Here is a 22,929-nt window from a genome sequence, read left to right as displayed (position 1 = left end):
ATGCATGGCACACGAGCATAACCATGAAGAAGAACTACATGTTCAACACATTACAGTGATTGACGAGAACGGAAATGAGCAGCTTTGTGAAGTAATTCACGTTCATGAATCTCCAGAGTTCGGCAAATCATACGTATTTTACTCAATGGTAGGCGCAGAGGAAGATGAAGATGGCTCAGTTGAAATTTTTGTATCTTCATTTGTACCATCTGAAAATGGTGAAGATGGTGAATTAACACCAATCGAAACAGAAGCCGAGTGGGATATGGTAGAGGATGTTTTAAACGCTTTAGAGGACGAATACGAAGATTAATCTTCTTTATTTTAAGGCTTGGAACAAGGATCGCAGCTTGCAGTCCTTGTTCCTTTTTTATGGAGAAGCTCTAGGGAAACCCCTCAAAAGTGAGAGGAAGCGCTCATAAAATGCGAGGAACCACTCAATTCAATAAAGGAGGAACGGAAATGAATGAAGAAGCACAAGAGTTTACAATTATCAGTGAGGATGGTAAGAAGCAGCAATGTCGTGTTGTATTAACATTTGATGCTGAGGAAAAATCCTATGTTTTATTTTCGATTTTGGATGACAATGGTCAGGAAATGCCAGGGGACCTTTCCGCAATGACATTTGATTATGATGACAATACTGGGGAAATGATAAATTTACGACCTGTGGAAACAGACTTAGAATGGGAAATGATTAATGAGGTTGTCTTAACGCTTCTTGATGAATTTGAGGAAGAGCCACAGTTTATTACTATAACAGATGAAGATGGCACAGAGCAGGTTTGTGAGGTAATGCATACATTTTCATCTGAGCAATTTGCTAAGTCTTATGTTTTATATACACCAGCAACGGATGAGCCGATTGATCAACGAGATGTATTTGCTGCACAATATATTGCTGGAACAAATGGGCATATTGAAGAGCTATTGCCGATTGAGTCAGATGAAGAGTGGGATTTTGTTGAAGAAGTATTAAACACTTTATAGTTTAAACAAATTCTATAAAAGCCCAAAAATCTGCTAACGAAAGTTGTTGGCAGATTTTTTACATATGCAAATTCTCCTGAATTGACGATTTCCGTTTGTCGTGAAAGTTGATTTCTAGTATGATATTGAATAGTGATAGGGGGGAAACCCGTGGATAACGGTTCAAAAAAACAAGAAATGTTTGCAAAAATGCAAGAAAGAAAATCTGAGGTAAAAATAGTGAGAAAAATCGTTGCAATTACTGCTATTGTTTTTGTACTGATTATAGGGATCGGTGGCTTACTTGGCTACAATTATGTTAAAAGTGCATTGAAGCCACTTGATCCTGATGCCACAAAAACAATTGCGGTTGAGGTACCAATCGGTTCTGGTTTAAGCTCTATTTCAACGCTATTAGAGGAAAAAGGTGTTATTAAAGATGCACGTGTCTTTAAATATTATGCAAAATTTAAAAATGAATCTCAATTTCAAGCTGGAAATTATGATTTAACACAAGCCATGACATTTGATGAGCTTATTGAAAGCTTAAAAACAGGGAAAGTATATCGTAAGCCTGTCTTTACAATGACAATTCCTGAAGGGTTAACGCTTGAACAGATTGGACAAATTATTGAAAAGAAAACACCATATACACAGCAGGAATTTATGGATTTAGTGACAAGTGATACATTTGTTCAGCAAATGATGGCAAATTACCCAGAGCTTGTGACAGAGGCTGTGTTAGCGGAAAATATTCGCTATGACTTAGAGGGCTATTTATACCCAGCAACCTACTCTTATTATGAAGAAAAGCCATCTTTAGAGGCGATTGTAGAAGAAATGGTAGCGGCTATGAATAATGTGGTGAAAAATTACAATGATATTTTAGCGGAAAAACAAATGTCTGTGCATCAGTTATTAACATTTGCTTCATTATTGGAAGAAGAGGCGACTGCTCAAACAGACCGAGAAACAATTGCAAGTGTCTTCTATAATCGTATGAATACAGATATGCCACTGCAAACAGACCCGACTGTTTTATATGCACTTGGCGATCATAAAGATCGTGTGCTTTATGAAGATTTAGAGGTAGATAATGCCTACAACACTTATAAAAATAAAGGCTTACCACCTGGCCCTATAGCAGGCGCTGGGAAAACATCGATTGAGGCAACATTAAACCCAAGTGAAACAGAGTATTACTACTTCTTGGCAGATAAAGAGGGTGTCAACCACTTCTCGAAAACATATGATGAGCATTTACAAAAGGTTGAAAAATATTTACGCCAAGCAGAGTAAACACAAACATATAGTGTGATGATGTAGATTGAAGTTTCGTTTTAAGCTTTACTTCGCTTTTGCCTAGAAAAATGCTCTATACGAAAGTAAAGTAACCATGACAGTATGGTTGAACTGACAATAAAGTGAGGTAGCTATGTCATTGTTACCGAAATAGCAGTGACCAATTGTTTTTTATAAAAAAGTAGCGGATGCTTATGTAAAATGGTTGATTGGAGAGAAGACTGCGTGACTCCTAGCAGCTTAGCGGACACCACACGGTCATAATGGAGGTCAACCTCTTGCCTTATAAAAAGGCATTGTTGTGCTATTGACATAATTGTTTTTCGACAACATGCGATAGAAGGAAAGAAAAATAGCTTTCCTTCTATTTTCGTGCTATTATAAAGTGTGATTTTTGATCAATCTGCATTGCTATGTGGAATAAATATGCGTGGTGGCAATTGTTTGAGCATCATCCAAACAATTGCTCATTTTTGTATGGGTAAGTACCAAGACTTTATGTTTGGTCTTTTTCTTTTTGTTAAATGATGAAGTACAGACAACGGCAAAATGCACGTTGCCTTTTAAATGAGGGTGAAACAATGGAATTATCAGATGCATATATACAATCATTTATCCAGCCACGTAATACATTGCTTTTAGAAATGGAAGCATATGCGGAGGAGCATCATGTACCAATTATGCAGCTAGCAGCTATTGATGCATTAAATCAGCTGTTACGTATTCAAAATCCGTCAAAGATTTTAGAAATAGGCACAGCAATTGGGTATTCTGCAATCAGAATGGCAGAGGCATTGCCAAATGTGCAAATTGTTACAATTGAGCGTGATACAGAGCGTGTCACAGCAGCAAAAGCGTATATTGAACGCTCAGCTGTAGCAGATCGCATTACGGTCATTGAGGGAGATGCTTTAGAGGTGGATGATCAAGCCATTCACACAACATTTGATGCTGTTTTTATTGATGCCGCAAAGGGACAATATCAGCGCTTTTTTGAAAAATATGCGCCTCTCGTAGCATCAGGTGGTGTTCTATATATCGACAATATGTATATGCATGGCTTATCAGATTTAGAGTTAAAGGATGTACCACGTCGTAAGCGTACAATGATTCGCAATTTAAAAAACTTCACAGAATGGATTATGCAGCACCCCGATTATACAAGTGCTTTTTTACCAGTCGGTGATGGTTTATTATTATGTTTGAAGAGGTGACTACTATGAAAAAACCAGAATTGCTTGTAACACCACAATCAATAGAACATATAAAAGCACTTTTAAATGCTGGAGCAGATGCTTTTGTTATTGGTGAACAACAATTTGGTCTACGACTAGCAGGAGAATTCTCTGTTGATGAAGTGGAAGAAGCGACAAAGCTTATTCATGCAGCAGGTAAAAAAGTATATGTGGCAGTCAATGCACTGTTCCATAATGACAAGCTAGAAGCTCTTGCGAATTATTTAAAAGAAATGCAACGTATCGGTGTGGATCGTTTAATTTATGGTGATCCAGCTGTTCTAATACTTCGTCGTGAGCAAGGTGTTACAATTCCACTACATTGGAATCCAGAAACAATTGCTACGAACTGGTTTACAGCTAATTATTGGGGCAAGCGTGGTGCGACTCGTGCCGTTTTAGCCCGTGAGCTTTCACTGGATGAAATATTAGAAATTAAGGAAAATGCGGAAGTCGAAATTGAAGTGCAGGTACATGGGATGACATGTATGTTCCAATCAAAACGCCCATTACTAGGACATTATTTCTTATATCAAGATAAAGTAATGGAAATTGAGAATCGCCATGAAAATCGCAATATGTTCCTGCATGATGATGAGCGCAATAATAAATATCCAATCTATGAGGATGTCAATGGCACACACATTTTCAGTCCAAATGATATGTGCGTCATTGATGAGCTTGGTGAATTATTTGAAGGTGGCATTGATGCGCTAAAAATTGAGGGCGTTTTACAAACACCAGAATATGTGGTCACAGTAACAGCAGCTTATCGTCAAGCTATTGATACTTATTTTGATGAATCAGAAGAAGCGTATGAAGAGATAAAGGATGAGTTATTGGCAAAAATTGAAGCGATTCAGCCAGCTATCAGACCTTTAGATACAGGCTTTATCTTTAAAGAAACAGTTTACTAGGAGGAGGCAATAACATGGCATTAGCATTAGAACAAAATGACAAAATCCGTGAGATTGTCGACGGTAAACGTGTCATTACAAAAAAACCAGAGCTACTTGCCCCAGCAGGTAGCTTAGAAAAATTAAAAGTAGCGGTTCATTATGGAGCAGATGCTGTTTTTATCGGTGGACAAGAGTTTGGTTTACGCTCCAATGCAGATAACTTTACGATTGAAGAGATGCGTGAAGGTGTGGAGTTTGCTAATCGATATGGTGCAAAAATTTATGTCACAACAAATATTTTTGCACACAACGAAAATATGGCAGGCTTAGAAGATTACTTAAAAGATATTGAATCTGCCGGTGTAACAGGTATTATTGTAGCAGATCCATTAATTATCGAAACATGCCGTACAGCAGCACCTAAGCTTGAAATTCATCTTTCTACACAGCAATCATTATCGAACTGGAAGGCTGTGCAATACTGGAAGGAAGAGGGCTTACACCGCGTTGTACTAGCGCGTGAAGTAGGTGGCGAAGAAATGAAGCTAATGAAGGAAAACGTCGATATTGAAATCGAGGCTTTTGTTCATGGTGCGATGTGTATCGCTTATTCAGGTCGCTGTGTGCTATCCAATCATATGACAGCTCGTGACTCGAATCGTGGTGGCTGCTGTCAATCATGCCGTTGGGACTATGATTTATATGAGCTGGAAGAGGGCGAAGAGAAAGCGCTTTTCGATGATAATCATGCACCTTTTGCAATGAGCCCGAAAGATTTAAAATTAATCGAAGCCATTCCTCATATGATTGAGCTTGGTATTGATTCGTTAAAAATCGAAGGTCGTATGAAATCGATTCACTATGTGGCAACAGTTGTTTCTGTTTATCGTAAAGTGATTGATGCTTATTGTGCTGACCCTGACAACTTTACAATTAAACGTGAGTGGTTAGAGGAGCTAGACAAATGTGCTAACCGTGATACAGCGGAAGCATTCTTCCATGATGCACCTGGCTTTGAGGAGCAAATGTTTGGTGTGCATGGTCGTAAAACAACCTATGAGTTTGCTGGTTTAATTTTAAATCATGACCCAGAAACAAAAATCGTTACAATGCAGCAACGAAATTATTTTAAACCTGGTGATGAGGTGGAGTTCTTTGGTCCTGAAATCGACAACTTCCGCTTTACAATGGGTGAAATATGGGATGAGGATGGGAATAGCTTAGATGCAGCTCGCCATCCATTACAAATTGTGAAATTCAAATGCGACACACCTTTAAAGCCGCATAACATGATGCGAAAGGAGAATCGCTAAATGGTAGTGAAGCGTCCTGTTGTTATTGGTATTGCGGGAGGCTCATGCTCAGGTAAAACGAGTGTAACGCATGCCATTTATGATGTTTTCCGTAACCATTCCGTAGTTGTCATTGAACAAGATTTTTATTATAAAGATCAAAGTCATTTAACATTTGAAGAACGTTTAGGCACAAACTACGACCATCCATTAGCTTTTGATAATGATTTATTGATTGAGCATATAAAAAAATTATTAGCACGTCAGCCAATCGACAAGCCTGTTTATGATTATGTGCAACATACAAGAGCGCAGGACGTTATTCATGTCGACCCAGTAGATGTGATTATTTTAGAAGGTATTCTTGTGTTAGAGGATGCAGGTTTACGAGATTTAATGGATATTAAATTATTTGTAGATACGGATGCGGATTTACGCATTATTCGCCGTTTAATGCGCGATATTAAAGAGCGTGGACGTACAACGGATTCTGTGATTGAACAATACTTAACAGCTGTTCGTCCAATGCATAATTTATTTATTGAACCAACGAAACGTTATGCTGATATTATTATTCCTGAAGGTGGGGATAATGAAGTTGCGATTGATTTAATGGTAACGAAAATTAAAACTATTCTTGAAACTGATAACGTATTGTAATAAGATAGAGTGGTGTTGACAATATTTTCATGCATATTTAAAAAGGCTATGCATACTATTAGGTCAAAGCGTAATTTGAAAAACGTTTAAAAATAATAAAATTCGATTAAATGCTCTCCTATAGCATTTAGTCGAGTTTTATGTTTTTATATTGAAGAAATAAGGAGTGAAGGACTTTGGCAAATGAAAAACAATACCCAATGACAGCTGAGGGAAAGCGTAAATTAGAAGAAGAATTAGTGAAATTAGAAACGGAAACACGTAAGGAAATCGTAGAACGTATTAAAATAGCACGTGATTTCGGTGACCTTTCTGAAAATGCTGAGTACGATTCAGCAAAAGAGGAGCAAGCCTTTTTAGAAGGACGTATCTCTACATTAAAATCAATGATTCGTAATGCTGTAATTATTTCTGAGGATGAAACAGATAACAGTGTTGTATCATTAGGGAAAACGGTTACATTTGTTGAAATTATTAATGGTAAGCCATCAACAGAGGAAGAATCATACACAATTGTAGGTTCAGCAGAAGCGGACCCGATGGAATTCCGTATTTCTAATGAATCTCCAATTGCTAAAGGTCTGCTTGGGCGTGGTGAAGGTGAAGAAGTAGCAATCCAAACACCTGGTGGCGAAATGAAAGTAAAAATTCTTTCTATTAAATAATGATGTAGATGTACAAGCGGTTGGTCTTTCTTTTGTTAGAAAGGCTGGCTGCTTTTTATATGCTTTCATTGGCAGGATTGAAATTATGGGTATAATTATTTTGCAAGTGCTGTCGAACTTGATAGAATATTGGCTAGAGAGGGGGAAATATTATGAGTGAACGACAAACTCGTAGTAGTCGTCATTTGCAGCCATCTCGTAATAAAAAGCTAGATAAACTATTAAATGTTTTAATTGGTATTGTAGTCGTACTAATTATACTAACGGCAACCTATGTGTTTAAATGGCAAGATGATGCAGAACAAGCAACAAAGGATGAACCGCAACAAGAGGCAAAGAGCGGTGATAAAGAAGACCAGAAGGATGTTGATGAAGAGCCTATTAAAGAGGACGATCAAGATATTGCGGTAGATGAAGAACCTCTAGAGGAGGAATCAGAGGTAGAGCCTGAAGCACCTCAGGATAAGCAAGATACACTAGAAGAATCTACATCGGATGACCCAATCGTTGATAAGGTGATTACAAGTAAACATTGGCAACCAACGCCTACAACACAAACAGGACAGCATGTATCTTCTTATGATGATAAATCTGTGGACTGGGCTGAAAAGGTGGCAACCGTAACAACGGTAACAGGCATTGATGAAAGCAATATGATTATTTGGCGTATGCAAAATAATGGTGGTCCTAATTCAACATTGGCTGTTGTTTCCACAAATGATAAATCGCAAATATATCGTGTGAGCATGGAATGGGTAGATAATGAAGGCTGGTTGCCTGTAAAGCTTGAGCAACTCAATACATTAGAAGGCGCCTATTAACGAAAATCATGTCTTTGCTTACTTTTAACTTATTCAGTGAATGCTTTGCCGTTTACTGAATAGGTTAAAGCCTCTGGCGCATGCAATGTTGTCGAGGCATAATTGATAACAAAAGCATAATAAAGAAGGGAAGAAATAAAAACATGAAAATAGCAGTAATTGGCGCAATGGAAGAAGAAGTAGAGCTACTACGTGCAGCATTAAACGATGCACAAAGTACAACGATTGCAGGCAGTGAATATACAACAGGTACATATGAGGGTAAGGAAGTTGTCTTATTGAAAAGTGGTATTGGTAAAGTAAATGCTGCTATGTCCACGACAATACTTTTACATGAATTTAAGCCTGATGTTGTCATTAATACAGGCTCTGCAGGTGGCTATGATGAGAATCTTGAGGTTGGTGCAGTCGTTATTTCGGATGAAGTACGTCATCATGATGTAGATGTTACAATATTTGGCTATGAAATTGGACAAATGGCAGGGATGCCAGCAGCCTATCCATCAGATGAGGGCTTAATAAAGGTTGCTGAGGAGGCTGTAAAGGCTGTAGGCGAGCATCAGTATGGCATTGGTTTAATCTGCTCAGGGGATACGTTTATGCATGATCCTGTGCACGTAGAAACTGTACGTCGTCATTTTCCTCAAATGAAAGCTGTAGAAATGGAAGCGGCTGCGGTTGCACAAGTATGCTATCAATTCGCGACACCTTTTGTTGTTATTCGCGCGCTATCAGATATTGCAGGGAAGGAATCAAATATTAGCTTTGATGAATTTTTACCAATTGCTGCAAAGCATTCAACACAGGTCGTGCTAAAGGCCATTACCGCTTTATAAACTACACAAAATAGTCAAAATGTGCTGTTTTCTCTGTGAGAAAAATCACAGTTTATCGAAATGATACATGCTACACTATTAGCAAGGAATCTCTTTATGGGAGGTAGTTAGTATGTTATTTTTAACAGCGGGTGTTGTGATTATTACAGCCTTAATCGGCTCACTAATTTCAGTGGAATTAACAGAATCAACGCACTAGAACGATGTAGAATAAGAAAGGCTCCCTTGTGATGGTTGCAAGGGAGCTTTTTATATGCGGGCTATTCAATCGATTTTTGATCGCGTTTATATAATTGATAGAGTTTGATAAGCGCTCGCTTTTCAATACGAGATACATAGCTACGAGAAATATTTAAGCGGGCAGCAATTTCCTTTTGTGTAAGTGCGTCCTGCTGATTTAAACCATAGCGAAGTGTGACAATTTCGAGTTCACGTTCATCAAGCATATCTAAATAGCGATAGAGCTGTGCAACATGCTCCTTATGCTCAAGCTTTTCTGTAGCACTTTCCTCATCACATTGTAGTAAATCTCGAATTTGCAAAGCATTGCCGTCTTTATCCGTACCAATTGGTTCAAACAATGAAACATCTTTTTGTACTTTTTTCTGTGTGCGTAGATGCATTAATATTTCATTTTCAATACAGCGTGCGGCATATGTGGCAAGCCTTGTTTTTTTATCAGGCGTATAGCTTTCTACAGCCTTCATAAGACCAATTGTGCCAATTGAAATATAATCATCAAGCTGCTCATGCTTTGGATGGAATTTTTTTACGACATGCGCAACAAGCCTCATATTACGCTCTATTAGGTCAAGACGTGCCTGCTCATCACCACCTAAAAATCGTTCAATACAAGCAGCTTCCTCTTCTTTTGAAAAGGGTTTATGGAATGTTTGCCCCTTTAAATAGCCAAGTAATGCAGGAAGCTCAAACCATAACTGCAACATAGATGTAAAAATTCCGCTCATTGAATGATGTCATCCTTTCCCCATTTTTCGACAGTATATGTTTAAAAGCAGCGGGAAATGAAAAAAAGTGCAACAGCAAATGTGCTGTTACACTTTTTTTAGTGTAAATGTACTGATCATCAATAAAGCTAAAATGGGAAAAAGGAAAAGATAAAATGCCGGGTGGAACGTACCTACTGCAAAATACGTTAATGTTAAGAACGTACCTGCAGCTGTAATTGGTAAGCCTGTGAAATAGCCGTTTGTATCGCTAATATTAAAGCGAGCTAACCGCATTGCACCACAGACAATAAATAAGATGGTCATCATCATACCGACAAAACCAAAATCAACTAAAACAACTTCATACATTAATAATGCAGGCGCCACACCAAATGATATAATATCACTCATAGAATCTAATTGTTTACCTAACTCAGACACTTGTCCAAGCGCTCTCGCTACCTTACCATCGTAGCGATCAAGAAGCGCTGCAATAAAGATAAACAAGACACTATAGCTATAATATTCATGTAAAGTGGCCATAATAGCCGCTCCTCCAAAGGACATATTACTAATTGTGATGAAGTTAGCTGCGTGCGATTTCATTTTCTTAACCGTGGTATCCACCAACTTGTGATAAAAAAACAAGGGGGATCACTCCTTTGACTTAAGATATTATACCATTATACTTCGAATGCAAAAAAATTGACAGTCTAAATTAATAGATAGGGGTTTTACAGATATGAAAGAAAAACTATACCAAAGCTTAATAGAACTAACGAATGGTAAGCAATCCTCTCATCTTTTGCAAGCAATTGCAAAGGCAAGGTGGAGTAAACGCATTATTCCAAGCTATATGAAACTATACGATATTAACCTTGAAGAAGTTTCAAAAAAACCACAACAATTTTCATGTTTACACGATTTTTTTACAAGAGAGCTGCTGGAGGATGCTCGACCAATTGAAGAAAATCCAATGATCTATGCTAGTCCTGTAGATGCCAAAGTGGAATCCTTTGGACGTATTGAATGGGATATGACATTTCTTGTAAAAGGTAAGCCCTATGCATTACAGGATTTACTTGGCAATACAGAACGTGCTGCGCAATATGCGGATGGTCATTTTATTGTCTTTTATTTAAGTCCTGCTGATTATCATCGCATCCATAGCCCAATTGATGGGGAGGTTATTCGTCAATATACACTAGGGCAAAAATCGTATCCTGTAAATCAATTAGGTCTTACATACGGTAAAAAACCAATTTCGCATAATTACCGTTTAGTAACAGAGTTGAAAGCTACCAACAATCAGCATGTTGCCTTTATCAAAGTGGGTGCTACGTTTGTGAATTCCATTGTGCTAACAAATACCACATCCAAATGGCGTAAGGGGCAGGAAGTTGGTTATTTTTCATTTGGCTCAACCGTTGTGATGTTATTTGAAAAAGGTGCGATTGAGTTTACAGATAATGTTGTGCAAGGAAGCCCAATTCGAATGGGTGAAGCCTTCGCAAATATGCTATAATGGTCGAATAATACGTTAAGATTAGGGGTCGCTATTTTGTACAATTTTTTATTACCAAATGAATTTGTCACAAATATTTTTGCTATTACACCAGAAAAACTACAAGAATTAGGGATTAAAGGCATCATTACAGATTTAGACAATACGCTTGTAGAATGGGATCGCGCAGATGCAACAGAGGAGCTGACGATCTGGCTGCGCATTATGAAAGAATCAGGTATTCGTGTTATTATTGCATCGAATAACAATGAGGCGCGTGTGAAACATTTTGCTGAGCCATTAGGCATCCCGTATATTCATAAAGCCAAAAAGCCGCTTCGCAATGCTTTTTATAGTGCCATTATTCAATTAGGCTTACGTCCTAATGAAATTGTGATGGTGGGCGATCAGCTGCTTACAGATGTGATGGGTGCCAATCGCTTAGGATTATATACCGTATTAGTGAAGCCTGTTGCACAATCGGACGGGCTTGTGACAAAGTTTAATCGCTTTGTCGAACGTCGCGTGTTTAATGATTTAAAACGTAAAGGAATAATAACTTGGGAGGAACAAGAATGATTGAAATGCCAAATTGTATTGGCTGTGGTACAACGATTCAAACAGAAGATCAAACAGCAGTTGGGTATGCACCCCCATCATCATTAGAAAAGGATGTGGTCATTTGCCAGCGTTGCTTCCGTTTGAAAAATTATAATGAAATTCAACCAGTGTCATTAACAGATGATGACTTTTTACGTATTTTAAATGGTCTTGGTACACAGCAGGGCTTAATCGTAAAAATTGTTGATATTTTTGATTTTAATGGAAGCTGGCTACCTGGGTTACACCGATTTGTCGGTAAAAATCCTGTCTTATTAATTGCCAATAAAGCTGATTTATTGCCAAAGTCTGTAAAGCCGAAAAAGGTGATTAACTGGCTGAAGCGTGAAGCAAAGGCGCTAGGGCTTCAGCCTGTAGATGTCCTATTAGTCAGTGCCCATAAAGGCAAAGGCATGGTGGAAGCAATGGAAGCTATCGACGAGTACCGTCAAGGACGCAATGTTTATGTTGTTGGCTGTACAAATGTTGGGAAATCCACATTTATTAATCGTATTATTAAACAGGCTACAGGGGAGGGTGAAGTGATTACAACATCCCATTTCCCAGGCACGACTTTAGATATGATTGAGATTCCATTGGATGATGGTAGTGCATTATATGATACACCTGGTATTATTAATCACCATCAAATGGCTCATCATATTGATGCTAGTGAATTAAAATATATTATGCCGAAAAAAGAAATTAAGCCAAAGGTCTACCAGCAAAATGCAGGACAAACCTTATTTATTGGGGCATTGGCGAGATTTGATTTTATTCAGGGAGATCGCTCTGCATTTACTGTACATGTAGCCAATGATTTGCCAATTCATCGGACAAAGCTTGAGAAAGCAGATACATTGTATGCAGAGCATAAAGGAGAGCTGCTAGCACCACCAACAGCCGATTTTATTGACCAGCTACCACCACTTGTGCGCCATGAATTTTCCATTAAAGAAGCTAAAACGGATGTGGTGATTTCTGGGTTAGGCTGGATTACTGTTCAGCATGCCAATGTTGTTGTTGCAGCGTATGCGCCAAAAGGTGTGCAAGTGTCCATTCGTCCTTCACTTATTTAAAGAGAGCAAAGGAGTTAGAGCATGAAAAAATGGTTTGCAGTTATTGGTGATCCGATTGAACATTCTAAATCACCAGCTATGCACAATGCCTGGTTTGAGGAGATGGGTATTGATGCAACATATATTCCTATCCATGTATCGCCTCACCAGCTAGCATCAGCCGTTGCAGGTTTAAAAACATTAGGGGCAAGCGGCTGGAATGTTACAATCCCGCATAAAACAGCGATTATTCCCTATTTAGATGAGCTGGATGAGCTGGCACAAAAAATGGGTGCTGTTAATACGGTGGTGCGTACACAAGAAGGCAAGCTGAAAGGCTATAATACAGATGGAATAGGCTTTGTACGCTCATTAGAGGAGGCTGTTGGTACAGACCATAAAAATAGACCTGTGCTGCTTGTTGGTGCTGGCGGTGCTGCGCGTGGCATTGCCTTTGCAATGCAGCAGCAAGGCTATCGCGATTTAACAATTGCTAATCGCACAGTGGCAAATGCACAAGCGATTGTGGATGAGATGGAAATGGGCCGTGCAATGTCATTACAAGAAGCGGAGGAAACATTAGCTGATTTCAGCATTATTGTGCAAATGACATCGGCTGGTCTTGCTACGGGCAATTTTTCAATGCCATTTTCGTTAGATCGGCTTACAACAGAAGCAATTGTTGCAGATATTGTGTATAATCCATTAATGACGCCTTTTTTACAAGCGGCAGAAGAACAGGGAGCAACAATTGTCACAGGCTTAGGCATGTTTGTGCATCAGGGAGCAATTGCCTTTGAGCACTGGCTAGGAAGCTATCCAAATACAAATTCAATGATTGTGCAGTTAAAGGCGCAATTAGGAGGAAACTAATTTTTATGTTAACAGGTAAACAAAAACGTTTTTTACGTGCGGAAGCACACCATTTAACACCTATTTTCCAAGTGGGAAAAGGCGGCGTTAATGATGAAATGACAAAGCAAATTCGTGAGGCATTAGAAGTACGTGAGCTAATTAAAGTGCGTATTTTAGATAACTGTGAAGAAGATAAACATGCTGTTGCAGAAGCGCTTGCAAAGGGCGCACATGCAGAGCTTGTCCAATTAATTGGTCTTACAGTTGTTTTATATAAAGAATCACGCAATCATAAAAAGATTGTCTTACCAAAAGCAGCAAAGTAAGGTGAAGCAATGAAACGGGTCGGTTTATTAGGGGGCACATTTAATCCACCGCATATGGGGCATTTATTGATGGCAAATGAGGTTTACCATGCGCTAGAGCTTGACGAAATCCGCTTTATGCCCAATGCCATCCCACCACATAAGCACATCCACAATGATGCTGGCAATATCGAACGGCTGGAAATGCTAAAGCGTGCCATTCAGCCATTCCCTTATTTTTCAATAGAGGCGTATGAGGTGGAAAAGGGCGGCGTATCCTATTCTTATAAAACGCTGTCAGCATTGTGCAGGCGAGAGCCACATGTGCAGTTTTACTTTATTATTGGTGGCGATATGATTGATTCACTTCATACCTGGTATTGTATCGATGAGTTAGTAAAGCTTGTGCAATTTGTTGGTGTAAAGCGTCCAGGGACAGCTGCTAAAACGGCGTATCCTATATGTATGGTGGAAGTGCCTCAAATCGATTTATCGTCCACACTGATTCGTCAACGTCTTGCAACTGGTGGAACCGTCACATTGTTACTACCAGAAGCAGTGGAAGCTTATATACGAGAGGAAGGTCTTTATGGGACGCGAGCAGTATTTAGCAGCGATTAAGCCAAGAATGCCTGAAAAACGTTATATTCATACAATCGGTGTAATGGAAACCGCAATCGAGTTAGCACAAAAGTATGGCGAAGATGTGAAAAAAGCCGAAACAGCCGCAATCCTCCATGATATTGCGAAATATGCAGACATTGAATGGATGGAGAATATCGTTCGTGATCAACATTTAGATGCAAGACTCCTTGGCTGGGGTAGTGAATTACTACACGGTCCAGTGGGTGCATATATCGCACAAAGTGAGTTTGGTATCACAGACGAAGAGCTGTTGAATGCTATTCGTTTCCATACAACAGGACGCGCTCATATGAGCCGTTTAGAAAAAATTATTTTTGTCGCAGATATGATTGAACCAAACCGTCGATTTGATGGTGTTGATCGTTTGCGAAAAAAGGCGAAAAAAAATTTGGATAAGGCGGTTAGTGCATGTGTACGCCATACATTGGCTTTTTTAATTGACACAAAGCAGCCCATTTATCCGTTATCAATAGAATGTTATAACGATATAATGAACAGAGAGGATAGTGAAGGATGACTTCAACTTTATTACAAGCAACGTACAAAGCAATCGACGATAAACATGGTGAGGATATTGTCGTATTAAATATGCAGGGCATTTCTCTTTTAGCGGATTATTTTATCATTGCACATGGTAATTCAGATCGCCAAGTGCAAGCAATTGCTCGTGAATTACAAGATATCGCTGAACAGCAAGGCTATGAAATCCGCCGTATAGAGGGCTTTGATGCAGCTCGTTGGGTGCTTGTAGACTTAGGCGATGTAGTAGCGCATATATTCCATAAGGATGAGCGTGCTTATTATAATTTAGAGCGTCTATGGGGCGATGCACCGCAACTAGACATGCCAGAGGCTTAAGTGTGAGTAGTTACGAACGCTTTGCATATGTTTATGATAAGCTACAAACTGATATTCCTTACAATCGTTATGTAGATTGGGTTGTACAGCATGCACCAAGCGATCAATATCCGACATTATTAGATATTGGTTGTGGTACGGGTGTACTAAGCTTGTTATTTGCACAGGCTGGCTATCAGGTCAGCGGACTTGATTTATCAGAGGAAATGCTATCCATTGCAGCAGCGCGCTTTGCAAATGTAGGATATAGTGTGCCGCTGTATTGTATGTCAATGGATGAGTTAGAAGGCTTTGAGGCGCTGGATGTTGTGACAATTGCGATTGACTCCCTCAATTATATTGTGGAGGAGCAGGCTGTTTATACAACATTAGCGCGTATTTATAATGCTTTACGAGATGGGGGTCAGCTATTTTTCGATGTCCACTCATTATTTAAAATGACTGAAATCTTTTTAGATGGGCCGTTTACATATGATGATGGTGATATTAGCTATGTATGGCATACAGAGCCTGGTGATGTTGAGCATTCTGTGATTCATCAAATGACCTTTTATGTACGAGAGTCTGCCAGTGATTTATACGAACGCTTTGATGAGGAGCATATTCAGCGAACTTTCCCAGTCACACAATATATGACTTGGCTTCGTGCAATTGGCTTTAGCGATGTGGAAATAACAGCAGACTTTACGGCTGATGCACCCGAAGATGACAGCGAGCGCATTTTTATTCGTGCAGTGAAATAAGAAGAGAAGTGGTCACACTGTGATGGAGCAGTGTGGCTTTTTATTTTGTAGACGGATAGAGAGAGCAAAGTGACGGATAGCATGACAAAAATTCGCTCAATAAAGACGATCATGACATCTTTTCAACAAACACATGATCGTGTATGATGGAGTTAACTCCATATGATTACCTTTTGCAATGAAAGGATGGTACGATGTTCCAAACCTTATGGCAAAAGTATAGAAAAAGTATGCTATTCCCCAGCGTACTAGTAGTCAGTGGCATTTTTTACTTCTATTTTTCAAATGTTAACTCTTCACCTCCCCAAGAAGAGCTTATCGAACAAATCCAACCTATTGAAGAAATCAAGGATACTGAACCTGCTGAGGAAGCGGTTGAGCAGCAGGTATTTGTAGATATAAAGGGCGCTGTCATGCATCCAGGTGTTTACGAGCTACAGCCAGATCAGCGCATTATCGACGCTGTACAGCTTGCAGGTGGCTACACACAGGATGCTGACACCCAGCTTATTAATCACGCGCAAAAAGTACAGGATGAAATGGTTATTTATATACCAATAAAGGGTGAGAAGCTAGATGACATTGCTTCTGCTATTTTAACAATGCCTGTACATGGAACAGCACAGACGGAGAGTAATAGTAAGGAGCAAAAAATCAATATCAATCAAGCAGATGCAGCAGCATTAACAACATTGCCTGGCATCGGTCCGTCTAAAGCTCAAAGCATTCTCGCTTATCGAGAGGAAAATGGTAGCTTCCAAACGATTGAGGATATGAAGAACATTAGTGGCATTGGTGATAAAACCTTTGAAAAGCTCAAGGATTTGATTACCGTAAAGTAACGAGTGATATTGACGCGTCTTTTCCAAAAGGGCTACACTAGAGTAGAAAACAAGCACTTAACTTGGATATTTTCGGAGGTAGTCATATGGAGCGAATTACTTGGGATCAATTTTTTATGGCACAAAGCCATTTACTCGCATTACGTAGCACATGTACAAGGCTAGCAGTAGGCGCAACAGTAGTGCGTGATAAACGTATTATTGCAGGCGGCTATAATGGCTCTATTACAGGCGATGAGCATTGTATTGAAAAGGGCTGCTATGTGGTGGATAATCACTGTGTGCGTACAGTACATGCTGAAATGAATGCATTACTGCAATGTGCTAAATATGGTACGCCAACAAGAGGGGCAGATTTATATGTGACGCATTTTCCTTGTTTGCCATGTACAAAATCAATTATTCAAGCTGGGATTGAGCGTGTGTATTATGCAACAGATTATAAAAATAATCCATATGCTCAAGAGCTATTGGCAAAAGCAGGGGTAGAGGTTGTACATGTCCCATTTGACGAGCGCAAAATTGATTTTTTAAGCGATGAAAAACTAGCCTTGTATACAGATATGCTACAAGAGCTACGTGAGAGTGGTGTGTCAGCAGAAAAATTGTTGCCCTATGAGCAAAGGGTGAGTGCATTATTTGGTAAAGGCATTAAAGCATAAATGGATATTTGTAGCACTTGCTGTACTTGTAGCGTCCATAGCGGCACACAAGGCAGCAGGGCTACTTATCTTGTTACTTCTTTTAGCATTATGGCTTATATGGAAGGAAGAAAGCCGTTTTCTTGCTCTATTGGTCATTATAAGTGGTTTACTAGCCTATCTATTTTTTGTAACCTATCAGTTACAAAAATCTTCCCCTCTTCCGTCAACCTTCCCTTTAACATGGACAAGCGACTATAAAATAAAAGGTCAAAAGCTGCGCGGTTTTGCTACAACAGCTAATGGCGACAAGCTTTATATTGTTTATACATTTACGTCAGCGCAGGAGAAAGCCTTTTATGAGCAGCTATCATTAGCAGGTATGACCTTTCTTGCAAAGGGTGAGCTATCTGAGCCTAATCCTCCTGCACATGCTTATGCATTTTCAATGACGGACTATTTAGTGAGTAAAGGAGCAACGGGTATTGTTGACATTCACGAGTGGACGTATATAGAGAAACAGCGTTCCATTCGTACATCTCTTGCCACACTTAGACATAGCATTAACATGCATATTGAAAGAACTTTTCCTGCATCACTTGTAGCGGAGGCACAGGCATTGTTGATTGGCTTACAAGATCAGGTGGATGAGGACTTGCAACGTGCCTATCAGAAGCTTGGTATTACTCATTTATTTGCAATTTCAGGGCTTCATGTAGCCTTGTTATCTTGGTTGTTTTTTGAAAGCTTGTTGCGATTAGGTGTGCGCAAAGAACTAGCAACAATTGCATTAATGGTGCTCTTGCCTCTTTACGGAGTTCTTGCAGGAGGTGCACCCTCTGTATGGCGTGCGGTTTCTGTTGTTGAATTAATCATGATATTGCGCGCTATCAACTGGGCAATTGCTATGGATGATGCACTTGCCATCAGCGTTATAGGCTTTGTTTTGCTTGAGCCGGGTGTTATTTTTCAAATTGGCTTTCAGCTTTCCTATTTAGCAACAGTTAGTCTTATTTATTCAGGTGTTATTTTAAAGGAGATAAGGAACTGGCTTATACGCTCCTTCCTTATTACATTTGTTTGTCAGCTTCTTGTTTATCCCCTATTGCTCTATCATTTTTATGAGCTTTCCATTTCGTCATTGTTAGTGAATATTATCTTTGTCCCACTGTTTTCCTTTGTGATCTTGCCTTTGAATATTGTGGCATTAGGTGTAACGTATGTATCGTTGCCACTAGCCAATAGACTATTTGCTGTCTATGAGCCATTACGCACATGGCTAACCAAGATGATTTTTGCTATACAGGAGCTACCATTTCAGTTATGGTCGCCGGGTAGACCACCTATCTGGCTTATTGCTTTAGCCATGTTAAGTGTACTTATGGGCTTTTATTTTTTAGAAACAAAGCAGTATAGAAAATTCATTAGTACATTGGCAATTCCAATTATAGGAATTCAGCTATTTCCTATGCTATACAAAGATACGAAAATTACATTTTTAAATGTTGGGCAAGGAGATAGCATTGTGATTGAGCTACCTTTTCGCAAAGCGGTCTATGTCATTGATGCTGGTGGTGTACTGCGCTTTGAGCAAGAGCAGTGGAAAAAGGCAGATCAGCCTTATGAGATAGGGAAGCAGGTTGTTGTACCATTTTTAAAGGGCAAAGGTATTCGAACGATTGATATTTTTATTGTGACACATGCTGATGCAGACCATGTGGAAGGGGCAGAGGAAATATTACAAGAGATTGCTATGAATGAAATCCATGTAACACCGAGCTCTCTTACCGAGCCTATTATGGCAGATTTATTGAAGGAAGCTAAAAAGCAGCGTGTTGCTGTAAAGGAGAGGATGCAGGGTATGGGCTGGCAGCAAGGGGAAACAAATTTTTCTTATTTATGGCCAGAAGATACTATGTATGAGGGAAATAATGATTCCCTTGTGCTATTGATGCGACAAAAAGGTTTTACAGCATTGCTGACAGGTGATTTAGAGGCAGAGGGTGAGCAGCGGCTTATACAACACTATGGTCAGCGAATACGTCGGATAACATTGTTAAAGGCAGGCCATCATGGTAGTAAAACATCGAGTTCTGAGTCTTTTATTGAGCTATTACAGCCTCAATTAACGATATTTAGTGCAGGGCTTCATAATCGCTATGGTCATCCTCATCCAGACATAGTCGAGCGCTTTGTGAGTCGAAATTTAGCAACATTAACAACGGGTATTGATGGTACGATTGAAATTCGCATTCGTGATAATCAATGGCATGTGACAGCGAAAGAAAAAGACCTTGTCCAATGACAAAGGCCTTTTTCTTCACGGATAAGTTTGTTTATTGTGATACAAATTCTACGATAATTGCAATAATAAACATAACTGTAAAAACGCCAAATGATACGCCGAAGCCAACACCAGAATCAATTGCATCGTTACGTCGACATTGAATGTTTTTTCCTTCAAATGGATTCATTGATATCCCTCCAATTCTGTTATTTATTATAAGACAACCTGTGCATAAAAGCTATATTGAAAAGGAGATTTCAATGTCTAGCAATGAATCGACACAATTCGGTCAAAGTCACAAAAACGATAAAATCATGTATACTGATAATATTGCTAGATGGAGGGAAAATTATGATTTCAACGGTTTGGAATACAATCAAAAAAAGAGAGCTTGCACCAGTCTATTTACTTGTCGGTGAAGAAAGCTATTTTATAGATGAAACAATCAAACGTTTAAAGGAAGCACTGGGGCCAGAGGAAGAGCTGGAAATGACAATATTCGATTTGGATGAGGTGCCTGTTGATGTCGTAATAGATGAAGCAGATACCATTCCTTTTTTCTCCGAACGCAAGCTTATTATTGCTAAAAATGCTTCGTTTTTAAAGGCAGCAGAGAAGGGCAAGGAAAAAATAGATCATGATGTGAAGCGACTAGAAGCATGGCTAACCAATCCATCAGATTTTTCCGTTACCGTGTTTATTGCCCCCTATGAAAAATTGGATGAACGAAAAAAAGTCACAAAAATGATGAAGGCACATGCTCTATATGTTCAAGCAGAAACGCCTAAGGAGCAGGATTTAGCTGTTTGGATTCAGAGTATTGTCAAGGCAGCGGGTAATACGATTAGACAGGATGCGATTGAACAGCTTGTGGCAATGGTTGGGACAAATATGCTGCAATTACAAATGGAAATTGATAAGCTAACACTCTATTTAGGGGAGGGTGGCGAAATTACGACCCCACTAGTGGAGGAGTTAGTAGCAAAAACATTGGAAGAGGATGCCTTTAAAATGCTCAATGCTTATTTAGCAAATGATGCTGTCGGTGCTTTAACGATTTATCATGATTTATTGCGCCAAAAGCAAGAGCCAATTATGCTTGTAGGATTGCTAGCCTCCAATGTTCGAACGATGTCGAATGTATTTTACTTATTAAAAAAGGGCTACCATCCACAGCAAATTGCGAAAAATTTAAAAATCCATCCATACCGTGTTAAGCTAATGGTTGAGCAGCGTCATCGGCCCTCAGAAGAAAGCTTACTAAGGGCATTGTATCAATTGGCTGAGGTTGATTTACAGCTTAAATCGACAGGTGGTAATCGTGAGCGCTATTTAGAACTTTTTTTATTGCGTCAGCTTTAATTAATTACGCTGACGCTTCGCTTTCGATCCAAAATGAATTTACTGAACCAAGATAAAAAAGACCAGCTACTTTTTTCAAGTAGTTGGTCTTTTACATGATTATGCTTTTTTAGCAAGGCGAGACTTTTTACGAGCCGCCGCATTTTTGTGGATAAGTCCTTTTGAAGCTGCTTTATCTAAAGATTTGTAAGCTGCTTGTAAAAGTTCTTGTTTGTTTTCAGCGTCAGTAGCAATAGCATTTTCAGCTTTTTTCACTGTAGTACGCATTGCAGACTTAGCTTGAGAATTAGCAATGTTAGCTTTTTCGTTCACTTTTACGCGTTTAATGGCAGATTTAATGTTTGGCATCTATTTCACCTCCTAAATTAGGTACGAGATGATAACTTCTCATTGATTTCTTGTGTCAATACAACAAAAATCATTTTAACAAACGCCTGACCAAATTGCAATAGATAAATGCAAAGAATATTTACTTGACAGTTTGAACAAACTACAGCTTGAGGTGAGCTGTATGAAAAATGTAAACTGGCAACGAACAGATTTAATTGATGAATCAGAAGAGGTCGTTGTCCATCAGACGAAAGAGCAAAAAGATAAGCTTAAACAATCGAGTGGCATTCAAATAGAAGATCGGAATGCTGGTCGTGTTAAAGTTACAGATGTGCTGGTGGATGCGGAAGGTGAACAGCAAATTGGCAAAAAAGAAGGTCAATATATTACACTTTCTGTCCCGACACTGACATTAGAAGATCAAGATGGCTTTGCACAACTTGAGCAGGAATTGCTTGTGAATTTCAAAAAAATGCATGATGCACTTGCTTGGCAAGAAGACGATAAAATTTTAATCGTTGGTTTAGGAAATCGTACCATCACACCCGATGCAATAGGTCCCTATTTGATTGACCATCTGCATAGCTTAGATGTCATTGACGATAAATTTGTTATGTATGCGCCGGGAGTAACAGGGCAAACAGGCTATGAAACAGGGGAGTTTGTCGCGGCTATTGCCGAACGTTTACAACCAAAGCTAATTATTGTAGTGGATGCACTTGCTACAAGAGCAAGTGATCGATTATGTAAAACAATTCAATTAACCGATACAGGCATCCATCCAGGCTCAGGGGTAGGTAATCAACGACAAGAAATTTCCTATGAGATGCTTGGTATTCCTGTGACAGCCATTGGTATCCCAACAGTGGTAGATGCACCTGTTTTAATTGCGGATGCTGTAGAAACAATGCTGCGCTCAATAGCTGCTCGTGTAGCTGAGCGCAATAAACCCTCTTCAAAGCTATCCTTATCCTCTTGGCAGCCAGATATTCAGCAGGAGGTGGACATGTCCTTAGTACAGCCTATTTTTGGAGAATGGGCAACATGGTCAAGAGAAGAACGTCAGCAACTGTTTGAAGAAACCTTTGCAGGCACACGTATGCAGCTAATGGTAACGCCAAAAGAAGCAGATTATTGGGTTGATCGCTATGCAAAATTAGTCGCTTCTATGCTAATGAATTGGGCAAGCGATTTATAACAACAATCGTCTAAAGCTACTATAATTTATGCGAAAAACAAGAAAAATTTTTTCGTTCTAAACGCCACACCC

The 22,929-nt window shown here is 39.2% G+C and carries 28 protein-coding genes; 24 read left to right on the top strand and 4 right to left on the bottom strand.

The window, feature by feature from the left end; translation table 11 throughout:
* Positions 1 to 4 precede the first annotated feature (4 nt).
* From MHB42_RS12855 to mtnN, 10 genes are all read left to right on the top strand, one after another.
* Positions 5 to 313, top strand: a complete 309-nt coding sequence (locus MHB42_RS12855) for a DUF1292 domain-containing protein (protein WP_016994165.1) — start codon at positions 5 to 7, stop codon at positions 311 to 313.
* A gap of 149 nt (positions 314 to 462) precedes the next feature.
* Positions 463 to 990 carry a DUF1292 domain-containing protein gene (locus MHB42_RS12850; RefSeq protein ID WP_340806626.1) on the top strand — a complete coding sequence of 176 codons (528 nt, stop codon included), beginning with the start codon at positions 463 to 465 and terminating at the stop codon, positions 988 to 990.
* A 150-nt stretch (positions 991 to 1,140) separates the two neighbouring features.
* Positions 1,141 to 2,268: an endolytic transglycosylase MltG gene (gene mltG / locus MHB42_RS12845; protein ID WP_340806625.1), complete on the top strand. Its 1,128-nt coding sequence runs from the start codon at positions 1,141 to 1,143 to the stop codon at positions 2,266 to 2,268.
* Between the two features lie 584 nt (positions 2,269 to 2,852).
* Complete coding sequence (locus MHB42_RS12840) at positions 2,853 to 3,485, top strand: O-methyltransferase (RefSeq protein WP_340806624.1); 633 nt, start codon at positions 2,853 to 2,855, stop codon at positions 3,483 to 3,485.
* Between the two features lie 5 nt (positions 3,486 to 3,490).
* The gene (locus tag MHB42_RS12835) at positions 3,491 to 4,423 is read left to right on the top strand and encodes a peptidase U32 family protein (protein WP_340806622.1); all 933 of its coding nucleotides are present in this window, start codon (positions 3,491 to 3,493) and stop codon (positions 4,421 to 4,423) included.
* 14 nt (positions 4,424 to 4,437) lie between these two features.
* Positions 4,438 to 5,718, top strand: coding sequence for a peptidase U32 family protein (locus MHB42_RS12830; protein ID WP_340806620.1), 1,281 nt, complete (start codon positions 4,438 to 4,440; stop codon positions 5,716 to 5,718).
* Entirely contained in the window at positions 5,719 to 6,357 is a 639-nt protein-coding gene (gene udk, locus MHB42_RS12825; protein ID WP_340806619.1) for a uridine kinase, read from the top strand.
* Between the two features lie 176 nt (positions 6,358 to 6,533).
* Complete coding sequence (gene greA, locus MHB42_RS12820; RefSeq protein WP_053996239.1) at positions 6,534 to 7,022, top strand: transcription elongation factor GreA; 489 nt, start codon at positions 6,534 to 6,536, stop codon at positions 7,020 to 7,022.
* A 152-nt stretch (positions 7,023 to 7,174) separates the two neighbouring features.
* Positions 7,175 to 7,843 carry a YrrS family protein gene (locus tag MHB42_RS12815; protein WP_340806616.1) on the top strand — a complete coding sequence of 223 codons (669 nt, stop codon included), beginning with the start codon at positions 7,175 to 7,177 and terminating at the stop codon, positions 7,841 to 7,843.
* 143 nt (positions 7,844 to 7,986) lie between these two features.
* A complete protein-coding gene (gene mtnN / locus MHB42_RS12810) occupies positions 7,987 to 8,679 on the top strand; it encodes a 5'-methylthioadenosine/S-adenosylhomocysteine nucleosidase (RefSeq protein ID WP_340806615.1) in 693 nt (230 codons plus the stop codon).
* A gap of 260 nt (positions 8,680 to 8,939) precedes the next feature.
* On the opposite strand, the gene sigK is transcribed toward mtnN, so the two are convergent.
* Positions 8,940 to 9,647: an RNA polymerase sporulation sigma factor SigK gene (gene sigK, locus MHB42_RS12805; RefSeq protein ID WP_340806614.1), complete on the bottom strand. Its 708-nt coding sequence runs from the start codon at positions 9,645 to 9,647 to the stop codon at positions 8,940 to 8,942.
* A gap of 87 nt (positions 9,648 to 9,734) precedes the next feature.
* Positions 9,735 to 10,235 (bottom strand): CDP-diacylglycerol--serine O-phosphatidyltransferase, encoded by a 501-nt coding sequence (gene pssA / locus MHB42_RS12800; RefSeq protein ID WP_340806612.1) that lies wholly within the window; start codon positions 10,233 to 10,235, stop codon positions 9,735 to 9,737.
* A 136-nt stretch (positions 10,236 to 10,371) separates the two neighbouring features.
* On the opposite strand from pssA, the gene MHB42_RS12795 reads away from it, so the two are divergent.
* The 12 genes from MHB42_RS12795 to MHB42_RS12740 all read left to right on the top strand — a co-directional run bounded on the left by MHB42_RS12795 (position 10,372) and on the right by MHB42_RS12740 (position 19,985).
* On the top strand, positions 10,372 to 11,154 hold the full coding sequence (locus MHB42_RS12795; protein WP_340806610.1) for a phosphatidylserine decarboxylase: 783 nt from the start codon (positions 10,372 to 10,374) through the stop codon (positions 11,152 to 11,154).
* 36 nt (positions 11,155 to 11,190) lie between these two features.
* Positions 11,191 to 11,712: a YqeG family HAD IIIA-type phosphatase gene (locus tag MHB42_RS12790; RefSeq protein WP_340806609.1), complete on the top strand. Its 522-nt coding sequence runs from the start codon at positions 11,191 to 11,193 to the stop codon at positions 11,710 to 11,712.
* Entirely contained in the window at positions 11,709 to 12,812 is a 1,104-nt protein-coding gene (yqeH, locus tag MHB42_RS12785; protein WP_340806608.1) for a ribosome biogenesis GTPase YqeH, read from the top strand. Before MHB42_RS12790 ends, yqeH begins: the two co-directional genes overlap by 4 nt.
* A 21-nt stretch (positions 12,813 to 12,833) precedes the next feature.
* Positions 12,834 to 13,664, top strand: a complete 831-nt coding sequence (aroE, locus tag MHB42_RS12780) for a shikimate dehydrogenase (RefSeq protein WP_340806607.1) — start codon at positions 12,834 to 12,836, stop codon at positions 13,662 to 13,664.
* A 5-nt stretch (positions 13,665 to 13,669) separates the two neighbouring features.
* On the top strand, positions 13,670 to 13,972 hold the full coding sequence (gene yhbY, locus MHB42_RS12775; protein ID WP_340806606.1) for a ribosome assembly RNA-binding protein YhbY: 303 nt from the start codon (positions 13,670 to 13,672) through the stop codon (positions 13,970 to 13,972).
* Between the two features lie 9 nt (positions 13,973 to 13,981).
* Positions 13,982 to 14,572, top strand: a complete 591-nt coding sequence (locus MHB42_RS12770; RefSeq protein WP_340806605.1) for a nicotinate-nucleotide adenylyltransferase — start codon at positions 13,982 to 13,984, stop codon at positions 14,570 to 14,572.
* Positions 14,541 to 15,113, top strand: a complete 573-nt coding sequence (gene yqeK, locus MHB42_RS12765) for a bis(5'-nucleosyl)-tetraphosphatase (symmetrical) YqeK (protein WP_340806604.1) — start codon at positions 14,541 to 14,543, stop codon at positions 15,111 to 15,113. The genes MHB42_RS12770 and yqeK overlap by 32 nt, the downstream gene beginning before the upstream one ends.
* Positions 15,110 to 15,454, top strand: a complete 345-nt coding sequence (gene rsfS / locus MHB42_RS12760; protein WP_340806602.1) for a ribosome silencing factor — start codon at positions 15,110 to 15,112, stop codon at positions 15,452 to 15,454. The genes yqeK and rsfS overlap by 4 nt, the downstream gene beginning before the upstream one ends.
* Before the next feature lie 2 nt (positions 15,455 to 15,456).
* A complete protein-coding gene (locus tag MHB42_RS12755; RefSeq protein WP_340806600.1) occupies positions 15,457 to 16,197 on the top strand; it encodes a class I SAM-dependent DNA methyltransferase in 741 nt (246 codons plus the stop codon).
* Between the two features lie 194 nt (positions 16,198 to 16,391).
* Positions 16,392 to 17,039, top strand: a complete 648-nt coding sequence (locus tag MHB42_RS12750) for a helix-hairpin-helix domain-containing protein (protein WP_340806599.1) — start codon at positions 16,392 to 16,394, stop codon at positions 17,037 to 17,039.
* 86 nt (positions 17,040 to 17,125) lie between these two features.
* Positions 17,126 to 17,701, top strand: coding sequence for a ComE operon protein 2 (locus tag MHB42_RS12745; protein ID WP_340806596.1), 576 nt, complete (start codon positions 17,126 to 17,128; stop codon positions 17,699 to 17,701).
* Positions 17,670 to 19,985 carry a DNA internalization-related competence protein ComEC/Rec2 gene (locus tag MHB42_RS12740; RefSeq protein WP_340806595.1) on the top strand — a complete coding sequence of 772 codons (2,316 nt, stop codon included), beginning with the start codon at positions 17,670 to 17,672 and terminating at the stop codon, positions 19,983 to 19,985. Before MHB42_RS12745 ends, MHB42_RS12740 begins: the two co-directional genes overlap by 32 nt.
* A 31-nt stretch (positions 19,986 to 20,016) precedes the next feature.
* Here MHB42_RS12740 and MHB42_RS12735 read toward each other — a convergent pair whose 3' ends face one another.
* Entirely contained in the window at positions 20,017 to 20,154 is a 138-nt protein-coding gene (locus MHB42_RS12735; RefSeq protein WP_340806594.1) for a YqzM family protein, read from the bottom strand.
* 164 nt (positions 20,155 to 20,318) lie between these two features.
* Between MHB42_RS12735 and holA the strand changes: the two genes are divergently transcribed.
* Positions 20,319 to 21,329 carry a DNA polymerase III subunit delta gene (gene holA / locus MHB42_RS12730; RefSeq protein WP_340806593.1) on the top strand — a complete coding sequence of 337 codons (1,011 nt, stop codon included), beginning with the start codon at positions 20,319 to 20,321 and terminating at the stop codon, positions 21,327 to 21,329.
* Positions 21,330 to 21,428: 99 nt separating this feature from the next.
* Here the strand turns inward: holA and rpsT are convergent, their stop codons facing one another.
* The gene (rpsT, locus tag MHB42_RS12725; RefSeq protein ID WP_340806592.1) at positions 21,429 to 21,677 is read right to left on the bottom strand and encodes a 30S ribosomal protein S20; all 249 of its coding nucleotides are present in this window, start codon (positions 21,675 to 21,677) and stop codon (positions 21,429 to 21,431) included.
* Positions 21,678 to 21,840: 163 nt separating this feature from the next.
* Here rpsT and gpr point away from each other — a divergent pair, with 163 nt between their 5' ends.
* Positions 21,841 to 22,857 (top strand): GPR endopeptidase, encoded by a 1,017-nt coding sequence (gene gpr / locus MHB42_RS12720; protein ID WP_340806591.1) that lies wholly within the window; start codon positions 21,841 to 21,843, stop codon positions 22,855 to 22,857.
* Positions 22,858 to 22,929: the final 72 nt, after the last annotated feature.

Origin of the sequence: Lysinibacillus sp. FSL K6-0232, from assembly GCF_038008325.1 — a bacterium.
In the GTDB taxonomy this organism is placed as follows: Bacteria; Bacillota; Bacilli; order Bacillales_A; family Planococcaceae; genus Lysinibacillus.
Note: the sequence above shows the minus strand (reverse complement) of the source record. Positions and strands in the feature narration are given on the sequence as shown.